The 11,498-nt window shown below is 49.5% G+C and carries 10 protein-coding genes; 5 read left to right on the plus strand and 5 right to left on the minus strand.

The window, feature by feature from the left end:
* Nucleotides 1-196: 196 nt before the first annotated feature.
* From gyrB to dnaA, 4 genes are read right to left on the minus strand one after another with little or no spacing between them, the layout of a single operon-like run.
* Nucleotides 197-2,614 carry a DNA topoisomerase (ATP-hydrolyzing) subunit B gene (gyrB, locus tag VIN66_RS02340; RefSeq protein ID WP_331922495.1) on the minus strand — a complete coding sequence of 806 codons (2,418 nt, stop codon included), beginning with the start codon at nucleotides 2,612-2,614 and terminating at the stop codon, nucleotides 197-199.
* Nucleotides 2,598-3,716, minus strand: coding sequence for a DNA replication/repair protein RecF (gene recF / locus VIN66_RS02345; RefSeq protein WP_331922496.1), 1,119 nt, complete (start codon nucleotides 3,714-3,716; stop codon nucleotides 2,598-2,600). The genes gyrB and recF overlap by 17 nt, the downstream gene beginning before the upstream one ends.
* Before the next feature lie 2 nt (nucleotides 3,717-3,718).
* A complete protein-coding gene (gene dnaN / locus VIN66_RS02350) occupies nucleotides 3,719-4,822 on the minus strand; it encodes a DNA polymerase III subunit beta (RefSeq protein ID WP_331922497.1) in 1,104 nt (367 codons plus the stop codon).
* A gap of 12 nt (nucleotides 4,823-4,834) precedes the next feature.
* Nucleotides 4,835-6,211, minus strand: a complete 1,377-nt coding sequence (dnaA, locus tag VIN66_RS02355; protein WP_331922503.1) for a chromosomal replication initiator protein DnaA — start codon at nucleotides 6,209-6,211, stop codon at nucleotides 4,835-4,837.
* 438 nt (nucleotides 6,212-6,649) lie between these two features.
* On the opposite strand from dnaA, the gene rpmH reads away from it, so the two are divergent.
* From rpmH to mnmE, 5 genes are all read left to right on the plus strand, one after another.
* Nucleotides 6,650-6,787 (plus strand): 50S ribosomal protein L34, encoded by a 138-nt coding sequence (rpmH, locus tag VIN66_RS02360; protein WP_008222343.1) that lies wholly within the window; start codon nucleotides 6,650-6,652, stop codon nucleotides 6,785-6,787.
* A gap of 18 nt (nucleotides 6,788-6,805) precedes the next feature.
* On the plus strand, nucleotides 6,806-7,174 hold the full coding sequence (gene rnpA, locus VIN66_RS02365; protein ID WP_331922498.1) for a ribonuclease P protein component: 369 nt from the start codon (nucleotides 6,806-6,808) through the stop codon (nucleotides 7,172-7,174).
* Entirely contained in the window at nucleotides 7,129-7,392 is a 264-nt protein-coding gene (yidD, locus tag VIN66_RS02370) for a membrane protein insertion efficiency factor YidD (RefSeq protein WP_331922499.1), read from the plus strand. Before rnpA ends, yidD begins: the two co-directional genes overlap by 46 nt.
* A 3-nt stretch (nucleotides 7,393-7,395) precedes the next feature.
* Nucleotides 7,396-9,036 carry a membrane protein insertase YidC gene (gene yidC / locus VIN66_RS02375; protein WP_331922500.1) on the plus strand — a complete coding sequence of 547 codons (1,641 nt, stop codon included), beginning with the start codon at nucleotides 7,396-7,398 and terminating at the stop codon, nucleotides 9,034-9,036.
* Between the two features lie 187 nt (nucleotides 9,037-9,223).
* Entirely contained in the window at nucleotides 9,224-10,588 is a 1,365-nt protein-coding gene (gene mnmE, locus VIN66_RS02380) for a tRNA uridine-5-carboxymethylaminomethyl(34) synthesis GTPase MnmE (protein WP_331922501.1), read from the plus strand.
* Here the strand turns inward: mnmE and VIN66_RS02385 are convergent.
* Nucleotides 10,589-11,498, minus strand: a 910-nt coding sequence (locus VIN66_RS02385; RefSeq protein ID WP_331922502.1) for a YbfB/YjiJ family MFS transporter, incomplete at its 5' end; no start/stop codon positions are given.

The following is an 11,498-nucleotide window of genomic DNA, read 5'->3' on the forward strand; positions in this document are numbered from 1 at the left end:
AAGCGGATTTATATCTACTCATGTTATTTACTTCCTCATTTGCTGGTTACAAACGAGCGAAGTATCTAACATGGGTACTCTACGGGCATAGCCCCGACTAAACGATCACCACCTCCATAGGAGGTGGTTTAAGGCTGACAAGTAAAAACGGGCCCGCAGGCCCGTTTTTTTCTATTTCTTAGCTGATAGTAGCCTGTTACACGTCCAGGTTAGCTACGTACAGCGCGTTTTCTTCAATAAAGGCGCGGCGCGGCTCTACATGGTCACCCATCAGCGTAGCAAACAGCTGGTCAGCGCCAATCGCATCTTCGATAGTTACCTGCAACATACGGCGGGTATTCGGATCCATTGTGGTTTCCCACAGCTGTTCCGGGTTCATCTCTCCTAACCCTTTATACCGCTGGATATACAAGCCACGTTTCGATTCGCTCATCAACCACTCTAGCGCTTCCAGGAAGGTTTCTACCGGCTTGATTTTCTCGCCACGGCGAACATAACCACCCTCTTCGATCAGCTCACGGATTTCATCACCCAATGCCGCTATACTCAGATAATCGCGTGAGGTAACAAAATCGTGGTGCAGCAGGTATTCGTTATCGATACCGTGCTGACGGATAATCACTTTCGGCAGGAATAACTGGCGTTCACGGTCTTCGTGAATTTCATAACGATAGCTGGAACCATCACCCTCTTTCTCATCCAGCCGCTGTACCAGCGTTTTAGCCCACTGTTCACTGTAAGCGGCTGTTTTGGCCTGAGCAACATCCAGCGCCGGCACATAGATCAGTTCGTTTAACAGGTTGTACGGGATTTTACGCGTTAAACGGTCAATGGTTGCAGACACCTTGTGATACTGGCGTACCAGCTTCTCCAGCGCTTCACCACCAATACCCGGCGCATCGACGTTAACATGCAGCGAGGCTTCATCTAATGCCAGCGTGGTCAGGTATTCCGTTAATGCGGCTTCATCTTTGATATATTGCTCGTTCTTACCCTTCTTCACTTTGTAAAGTGGTGGCTGCGCAATATAGATATAGCCGCGTTCAATCAGCTCTGGCATCTGACGGTAGAAGAACGTTAACAGCAGCGTACGAATATGCGAACCGTCGACGTCGGCATCCGTCATCAGGATGATACTGTGGTAACGGGTTTTATCCGGGTTATATTCTTCACGGCCGATGCCGCAACCCAGCGCAGTGATTAGCGTACCTACTTCCTGTGAAGACAGCATTTTATCAAAACGGGCTTTCTCAACGTTCAGGATCTTACCTTTTAGTGGCAATATTGCCTGATTTTTGCGGTTACGGCCCTGTTTAGCAGAACCACCCGCAGAGTCACCTTCCACTATATACAGTTCAGATAATGCCGGGTCTTTTTCCTGACAATCTGCCAGCTTACCGGGTAAACCGGCAATATCCAGCGCACCTTTTCGCCGTGTCATTTCACGCGCTTTACGCGCTGCGTCACGGGCACGGGCGGCATCGACAATTTTACCCACGATGATTTTGGCATCACCCGGGTTTTCCAGCAGGTATTCATTCAGCCGCTCAGCCATTACGCTCTCGACCGCTGAACGTACCTCTGACGACACCAACTTATCTTTGGTTTGCGAGCTGAACTTAGGGTCCGGCACTTTTACGCTGATAACGGCGGTTAAGCCTTCGCGTGCATCGTCGCCCGAGGCCTGCACTTTCATCTTTTTGGCGTAGCCTTCCTGCTCGATATAGGTATTCAGTACCCGCGTTAACGCGCCGCGGAAACCGGCTAAGTGGGTACCACCATCACGCTGTGGAATATTGTTAGTGAAACAGAATACATTTTCCTGATAACTGTCATTCCACTGCATGGCCACTTCTACTGAGATGCCGTCGTCGCGCTCATCCGTAAAGTAAAATGCTTTAGGGTGTACACTGGTCCTGGTGCGGTTTAAGTACTGCACGAAAGCTTCAATACCACCTTCGTATTTGAAATGATCTTTCTTATCGTTACGCTCGTCTGTCAGGATAATGCTGACGCCAGAGTTCAGAAAAGACAGTTCGCGCAGACGTTTGGCCAGAATGTCGTAATGGAAATTGATGTCGCTGAAAATAGTCGGGCTTGGCCAGAAGCGAATCGAGGTGCCTTTATCTTCGGTTTCACCTATTACCGAGAGTGGCGCCTGTGGCACGCCCAGACTGTAAATTTGCTGATGCACCTGGCCTTTACGACGAATGGTCAGCTCCAGTTTGTCTGACAAGGCGTTTACTACTGATACACCCACACCGTGCAAACCGCCGGATACTTTATAAGAGTTATCATCGAATTTACCGCCGGCGTGCAGTACTGTCATAATAACTTCAGCAGCAGACACCCCTTCTTCGTGCATGTCGGTTGGAATACCACGACCGTTATCACGCACTGACACTGAGCCGTCGCTGTGGATGGTTACCCAGATATCAGAACAATGACCTGCCAGCGTTTCATCGATAGAGTTATCTACAACTTCAAATACCATATGGTGCAAGCCAGTGCCATCGTCTGTATCGCCAATGTACATACCTGGTCTTTTACGAACTGCATCCAGTCCTTTTAATACTTTTATGCTCGAGGAATCGTAATTATGTTGTTCGGCCATCGTCATCTGTCCGTGCTGTTAGCTGCCCTTGTTCCACGTGAAACATTGCCAGTTGCCCGGCATCAATAAAAGGTGAAACCTGTTCAGCGTTAATTGCAGTAATAAAAACCTGTGAGTTAATATCGCGTAAGTAGCTAAATATCTGCCGGGTAGACTGTTGGTCTAACTCCGACGCCAAATCGTCAATCAATAGCAAAGGCTGTTTCTGCCCACTGTCACGAATGACATTGTTCTGCGCAATTTTAAGCGCAAATAATAACACTTTTAGCTGGCCACGGGATAACACTTCTTCTGCTGCCCCCTGCTCCAACCTTAATTTTAAATCGGCTTTCTGCGGCCCATACTGGGTAAAGCCCATCCGATAATCCTGCGAAAAGCTTTGCTGTAACAGTTGCATCAACTCCGCTGGCTCAGCTATCTTCTCCGGCCAACCGCGTTGCAGCTGAAAACCAAGTTGCTGCAGTATGGCTTCCTGTTGCGTCAACGCCCTGAAAGCGCCCTCTAGCTGGTCAATATAGCGTTGCCGAAAGCCCTGTAGTTCAAACGCCAACTGGGCAAACTGTTCGTCCCAGAACTGAAACTGGCTATCATACTGGCGGTTGGTTTTCAGTAAGGCATTACGCTGTTTAAGCACCTTGCTAAAGCGTAACCAGCTGTCGAAGAAAGCAGGTTCCACGTGGAACAATCCCATATCAAAAAATTGCCGCCGCTCTTTTGGCCCGCCAAAAAACAAGCGGAAACTATCCGGCGTCAGCAATTGCACCGGCAGCAAACTGGCGAACTCAGCCAGCCGGTGCACATTGGCACCATTAAGCCGCAATACTAACTCGCCCTGCTTAGCGCGCTGCAAACCCAAACTATGGGTCTGTTGTGTTGTCGCGACTTTCGCATGCAGCGTAAAAGCTTCACTATCATGCTTCACCAGACGTTGAACCCTGCTGGTGCGAAAAGACCTGCCGTGTGCCAAATAATAGATTGCTTCCAGCAGGCTGGTTTTACCGCTGCCATTCATGCCGACAATCAAATTAAAACGGGCATTGGCATTTAACGACACTGCCGTCAGATTACGAAACTGACGGGCAGTCAATGACAGCAGTGACATACTTAGAGGCGCATTGGCATAACGACGTACGAGGCGCCGACATTACCAACGCCCTCGACCAGCGCGCTGGAATTGGCGTCGTTCAAATGCAGGATGACCAGATCGGTGCCCAGCGTATTTAATACATCAAGCAGATAGCCAACGTTAAAGCCGATTTCAAGATTATCGCCCTGATACTCAACTTCAATAATTTCTTCGGCCTGTTCATGCTCAGGGTTATTTGCCACTATCTGCATTTCACCGCTACTGAGGGTAAAACGTACGCCCCGGTATTTTTCGTTCGATAAGATGGACGCTCGGGTGCAGGCATCTTTCAATACGCTGCGATGCGCAGTCACCAGCTTAGTGCTGTTACGTGGCAGTACGCGGCGGTAATCCGGGAAACGCCCATCAATCAATTTACTACTGAACACGTAATTACTGTCAGTCAGCCGAATGTGGTTCTGGCCCAGACTCAATGTAATAAGCTGCTCGTCGCTGGCCAGCAACCGCATAATTTCCAGCACGCCTTTACGTGGAATAATAATTTGTTTTTGTTGCGCGACCAGCCCCGCCAACTCCAGCGAGCTTAATGCCAGCCGGTGGCCATCGGTCGCCACGGCTTTAACGGCGCCGTTATCTACTTCGAATAACAGACCATTTAAATAGTACCGCACGTCCTGATTTGCCATCGAAAACGCAGTGTCGTCCAGCAATTTCCGCAGTTGTTGCCGTGACAGCTGAATATCGACTTCACCTTGCCAGCTTTCCAGGTTTGGATACTCTGACGCACTCAGGGTAGATAAAGTGAACTTGGTTTTCCCGCTGCTAAGAATACAGCTATCAGCCTGCAACTGCACTTTGATATCGGAGGCCTCAGGCAAACTGCGGCAAATATCCAACAACTTTTTTGCCGGCACTGTAATGCGACCCGGGCTTTGTACTGTCAGGGCATCGGTGGTCGCTACCAGCTCTACTTCCAGATCGGTACCGGTCAGCGATAAGCGCTCTTCGCTTACCTCCAACAATACATTCGATAAAATCGGCAGCGTGTGGCGACGCTCTATCGCACCGGAAACCATTTGTAATGGCTTTAACAAAGCGTCTCTGTTGATAGTAAATTGCATGACCAAGTCCCTTTACGATGACAAAGTACGGATTAAATTCTGGAAGTCTTCTTTTATTTCGTGTGTTTCTTCTTTCAGCGACTCTATCTTACGGCAGGCATGCAGCACTGTTGTATGATCGCGACCGCCAAACGCATCACCGATTTCCGGCAAGCTATGATTCGTCAGCTCTTTTGATAATGCCATCGCCATCTGCCGTGGCCGGGCAACAGAGCGTGAGCGCCGCTTAGACAATAAATCAGCCACGCGTATCTTGTAATACTCTGCGACAGTTTTCTGAATATTTTCAATGGTAACCAGCTTGTCTTGCAACGCAAGCAGATCCCGTAGCGCTTCACGCACAAAGTCTATGGTAATAGGCCGACCGGTAAAATTGGCATTGGCAATTACCCGGTTTAATGCACCTTCAAGTTCGCGTACGTTTGAACGTAAGCGCTTAGCAATAAAAAACGCCACCTCTTCCGGCAGGCGGATCTGGTTCTCATGTGCTTTACGCATCAGGATCGCCACCCGGGTTTCCAGCTCCGGCGGCTCGATCGCTATCGTCAGGCCCCAGCCAAAGCGGGATTTAAGCCTGTCTTCAACACCGTCAATTTCTTTCGGGTAACGATCACTGGTCAGAATGATCTGCTGGTTACCTTCAAGCAAGGCATTAAAAGTATGGAAAAATTCTTCCTGAGACCGCTCTTTATTAGCAAAGAACTGAATATCATCGATTAGCAACGCATCAACGGAGCGATAATAACGCTTAAACTCTTCTATCGCATTGTTTTGCAAGGCTTTAACCATATCCTGTACAAAGCGTTCGGAGTGCATATAGATAACTTTGGCATCGGCTTTCTTTGCCAGTATGCCGTTACCGACAGCATGCAGTAAGTGGGTTTTACCCAAACCTGTGCCACCGTAGATAAACAAAGGGTTGTACGCCGTACCGGGGTTGTCTGCTACCTGGCTGGCGGCTGCCCGCGCCAGCTGGTTAGATTTACCTTCAACAAAGTTAGTAAAGGTGTAATTCGCCCGCACGTTACTGGTAACGATGGTTTTAGGGGCCGGTTCAGGCGCCTCTTTTACTGCAGGTTCTGCTACCGGGGTCACCGCCGCCAGCGCTGCCGGAGCAGCTGCTACTGAGCGGCTTTTTCCTGCCGGGCTTGAACCGACATCAAACTTCAGCCGCGGCGCGTCATCGCCACAATAATCCTGGATCAGTTCCATAATCCGGTTCAGATACTTCTCACGCACCCAATCCAGCACAAAACGGTTCGGTGCGTATAGCGTTAACCCTGTGTCAGAACTGTCAGCTTGCAGTGGACGGATCCACATACTGAAATGCTGCGCGGGCAATTCGGCTTGCAGCGCTTGCAGGCAATTTTGCCAAACGGACTGATACACCATATCTCCTGAAGCCTTAGTTATAATGGTTAAAAAGGCTGGCGTAAGTTATCGAAGCGCACATTATGGTACTATCTTATCCACAAGTTCAATATTGACTTTTACAAATTAGCGCCCTGCGACAGCAATTTAAAACAACACCCTGTTTTAATACAAAAAATTTCTCTTATACCGATTAATAATACCGCCACTTTAGCTGGGGCAAATTTGAACTAACCACGAAATAACCCACACTTTATTCAGGCCATAACACCTTATCTGTGGAAAACTCAAATAAAAACAGGATCAGGTAGGATCGCGCTGTAATTAAACGCAGGATCAGATTGACTTTACCCCTCAGAGTACTTAAAATTCGCGCTCATTTTTGTCAGCTGCGTTTTGGTATATTTACTAAAACACAGAAACCTTTAGTAAATATTTCGACCGAACGGGTGAATTATGAGTAAAAGAACTTTTCAACCAAGCGTATTAAAGCGCAAGCGTAACCACGGTTTCCGTGCCCGTATGGCCACTAAAAATGGTCGTCAGGTATTAGCGCGTCGTCGTGCTAAAGGCCGTAAGCGTTTAACAGCTTAATCAGCGGTTAACCGCTGAGTGGTCAGCTTAAAATTCGGCAGGGAGTTACGCCTGTTAACTCCCGGTCAATTTGATAACGTCTTCCAACTCCCTTTCCGGGTTTCTTCTCCGCTGTTTACCATCCTGGCAAAAGCCAATCATCTGCCTCATCCCCGATTAGGCCTTACTATCGCAAAAAAACGTGTTAAATTAGCCGTGCATCGTAACCGCATTAAGCGCTGCGTGCGTAACAGCTTTCGTTTGCATCAGCATGAGTTGCCTGGTGTTGATTTGGTACTGATGGTAAAGGGTGATATTAGCAATACTGCTAATGATGAGTTACAGAGGCAACTGGAAAAGTTATGGCGCAAGATAGATCGCCAATACACCGCTTCGCTGTCAGCTTAGCCTTGCTGCTGTTACGCGGGTACCAGAGACTTATCAGCCCTCTGCTCGGGCCAAGCTGTCGTTTTCACCCCACTTGCTCGCACTATGCCATAACGGCAATAGAGCGGTTTGGTGTGATTAAAGGCGGTTGGTTAACCACAAAGCGGTTATTAAAATGTCATCCTCTGCATGCAGGCGGTGATGATCCTGTTCCTGAAAAGCACAATGAGAAAAGCTAAGCCATGGAATCACAACGTAGTTTATTAGTTATTGGTCTGGCACTGGTCAGTTTTTTACTGTGGCAACAGTGGAATATCGATACGGCGCCTAAGCCTGTCACACCGGTAACCCAAAAAAGTAGCGACGCTACAGGCAGCGGCTCTGCCGATCTGCAGCTGACCACAGCCGATGCAGAGCAACCGGCAACCAGCACCGCAGCAGCGGCCCGCACTATTGATATCAGCACGGATGTACTGCAGCTTAAAATTGATACCCGCGGTGGTGATATTATTGCATTACAGCTACCGGCCTTCGAGCTGCACAAAGGCGAAGGTGATGCTTATCCGCTGATGCGCAAGCTAGCTGGCTTTGAATATGTGGCACAAAGCGGCCTGATTGGCCGTGACGGACCGGATGACAGCCGTAACAGCAGGCCAGTATATACCGTGCCAGAAAGCAGCTACAGCCTGGCTGAAGGCGCGAAAGAACTGATCGTGCCTTTAACGTTTAACCACAATGGTTTAACAGTAGAAAAGCGCTTTATTTTCAAAGCGGGCCAATATGATGTCCGGGTAGAATATCTGCTTCACAACCAAAGCGGTGAAGTTAAAACCGTACAGCCTTATCAGCACCTGGTGCAAACCATCGATAACGGTGAAAGCGGCAGCATGATGATGCCGATTTACCGTGGTGCCGCTTTTGGTACCTCATCAGACCGCTATAACAAATACAAGTTTGATGATATGCAGGAAAAGAACCTACTGGAAGCGACAACCGGCGGCTGGGTTGCCATGCTGGAACACTACTTTGTTTCTGCCTGGGTACCGGATCAGCAAGCTGAAAACCAGTTGTACAGCTTAGTGCGCAATGGCCAGGGTGTGATCGGTGCTAAGGGCCCAGCAGTAAACATCGAGCCGGGTGCGCAAGCCACTTTAGGCAGTACTTTTTATGCCGGCCCGAAAACCCAGGACAATCTGGCCATACTGGCCAACGGCTTAGACTTAACCGTAGATTACGGCTTCCTGTGGTTTATCTCAAAACCGCTGTTCTGGTTACTGACCACGATTCAGGGTTTTGTTGTTAACTGGGGCCTGGCAATCATCTGTATTACGCTGATTGTAAAAGGTGCCATGTATCCGCTGACCAAGGTACAGTACGAATCCATGGCCAAGATGCGTAACCTGAAGCCAAAAATTGACGAGCTGCAGGCACGCTACAAAGATGACCGCCAAAAAATGGGCCCGGCCATGATGGAGCTGTACCGCAAAGAAAAAGTTAACCCTATGGGTGGCTGTTTGCCAATGCTGATCCAGATGCCGATTTTCCTAGCGCTGTACTGGGTTTTTGTCGAAAGCGTAGAGCTGCGTCACGCACCCTTTATGCTGTGGATTAATGACCTGTCAGCTCAAGACCCGTACTACGTATTACCGGTGTTGTTTGGTCTGAGCATGTTCTTAATGCAAAAGCTGACACCAATGCAGGTGACTGACCCAATGCAGCAGAAGATTATGATGTGGATGCCGGTAGCGTTCTCAGTATTCTTCCTGTGGTTCCCAAGCGGCCTGGTACTGTACTGGTTTGTCAGTAACCTGATTTCACTGGCGCAGATGTTGTACATCTACAAAGGTATGGAAAAGAAAGGCTTACATACGAAAAAAGCCTGATTTAAAGTCTAAAAGGTGTGAACCGGGTGTTTCTGCGTAGCAGCGGCAGGGAAGCCGCGCAGGCTGAGACAGCACAGGGACGTGCTGTCGAAGACGACGAAGCAGGAATTTCCCGGTTCATACTCTGAGCAATATCAATAGCCTGTCGCACTACGCCGACAGGCTTTTTCTATTAAGAGGCAACACCATGTTTACTACCGACACCATCGCCGCTTTAGCCACAGCCCCCGGCCGCGCCGGTGTTGGTATTATTCGTATCTCCGGCCCTGATACCAAAGCGGTGGCGCAAGCCATACTGCACAAATTACCCAAAGCGCGTTATGCCGAATATCTGCCGTTTTTTGACAGCAACAAGCAGGTATTGGATCAGGGCATAGCGCTGTATTTCCCCGGGCCAAACTCCTTTACCGGTGAAGATGTGCTGGAACTGCAAGGCCACGGCGGCCCGGTGTTACTCGACATGCTGCTAAAACAGGTATTGGCGCTGCCGAATGTGCGCATTGCCCGCCCGGGTGAATTCTCTGAGCGCGCCTTTTTAAACGATAAGCTGGATTTAGCGCAGGCCGAAGCCATTGCCGACCTTATCGATGCGTCCAGCGAGCAAGCCGCGCGCAGTGCCATGCAATCACTGCAGGGCGAGTTCTCGCGTCATATTCATGAGCTGGTGGAAAAAGTCATATACCTGCGTATGTACGTTGAAGCCGCAATAGACTTTCCGGATGAAGAAATCGACTTTCTATCTGATGGTAAAGTCGCCGCTGATCTGGCGGAGATTATCGATTACCTGGCAACAGTAAAAAAGCAGGCTGCTCAGGGCAGTATTTTACGCGAAGGTATGAAGGTGGTTATTGCCGGCCGTCCCAACGCCGGTAAATCCAGCTTACTAAATGCCTTAGCCGGGCGTGAAGCGGCTATTGTTACCGACATCGCGGGTACCACACGCGATGTACTGCGTGAACATATTCATATCGACGGTATGCCGCTGCATATTATCGACACAGCTGGCCTTCGCGACGCCACCGATCAGGTCGAGCAAATAGGTATTGAACGGGCCTGGAAAGAAATCGAGCAAGCCGACCGGGTGCTGTTTATGGTCGATGGCACCACCACCGATGCGACTGATCCACATGATATCTGGCCTGATTTTATCGACCGCTTACCAGCCAACTTAGGTGTTACCGTTATCCGCAACAAAGCCGATTTAACCAGCGAATCAATGCTGCCGGATACCACTGGCCAGACGCCGGTGTACCCTATATCAGCCAAAACCGGCGCCGGTATCGACGCACTGCGCGAGCATTTAAAACAATGTATTGGTTTTGATGCCAGCGTTGAAGGCAGCTTCCTCGCCCGCCGCCGTCACTTAGATGCACTCGACCGTGCTGCCGAGCATTTAGCTATTGGTCAGGAACAGCTGCACAGTTTTATCGCCGGTGAGATCCTGGCAGAAGAGCTACGGTTAACCCAGCAGCACTTAAATGAAATTACCGGCGAATTCAGCTCGGATGATTTACTGGGTCGGATTTTCAGCTCGTTTTGTATCGGTAAGTAATTACGTCATCGCATCCAACTGCTGCGCGGTGTTATCCGTTGCGATAAGCACCGCTATCAATATTGCACCCAGCGCAACAAAACCGGCTGCCAGATATAAGCCAATAGCATACTGGCCGGTCACTTCGGCCAGATAGCCGGTTAACGCTGGCGCCAGCACCTGGGCACTGCCGTAAGCCAGCGTCATCTTACCCATTAATTTCGCTGGTTTATTCGGGTACAAGCGCCCGGCCATAGTAAGCACCAAACTGACTACACCAACAAAGGTCGCGCCAAATAAGGCTGCACTAAGTAGCACCGGTATTAACGAGCTAAACCACAGTGGCAGTAAAATAGCGGCACTTTGCGCCAATAATGCAAGCATAATGGCTTTAAGGTAACCAGTCTTACGGGCGATTAAATCCCATAGCAATACCGCCGGCGTCGCCGCCAAACCTAACACAATAAAACTTAAGTTACCGCTGCCGCTTAAGCCCGGCATCCGTTCAACAATGGTAACGATAAAGGTCGCACTAATCACATAGCCATAACCGGCACAAAAGTAACACGCCAGCATCAGGCGATAAAAGCGTTTGGACGGGGGAATATCGACTAAGTGGCTATGCGCGGCAGCGACCACGACAGCCGGGCGTGGTAACCAGCGCCAAGCCGGAATGGCCAACACTACAGCACAACCGCTAAAGTAATACCACTGGCTTTGCCAGTCCAGGTGTACACTAAGCATAAGCTCCACCAACAGTGCAGCAAGCGCTATACCAAAGCCTAAACCGGCAAAGTGGACACCCAGCTCGGCACGCTGTTTATGGCTTAACAGCCAGTGCATAATCAGGCCAGAGGCTATCAGCATAGAACCAGCACTACTTAAACCTGCTATAAAGCGCCACAGCGCCCACAGGTAAAAATTTTCAGTC

The sequence above is a fragment of the Rheinheimera sp. genome (assembly GCF_036568245.1).
Classification (GTDB): Bacteria; Pseudomonadota; Gammaproteobacteria; order Enterobacterales; family Alteromonadaceae; genus Alishewanella.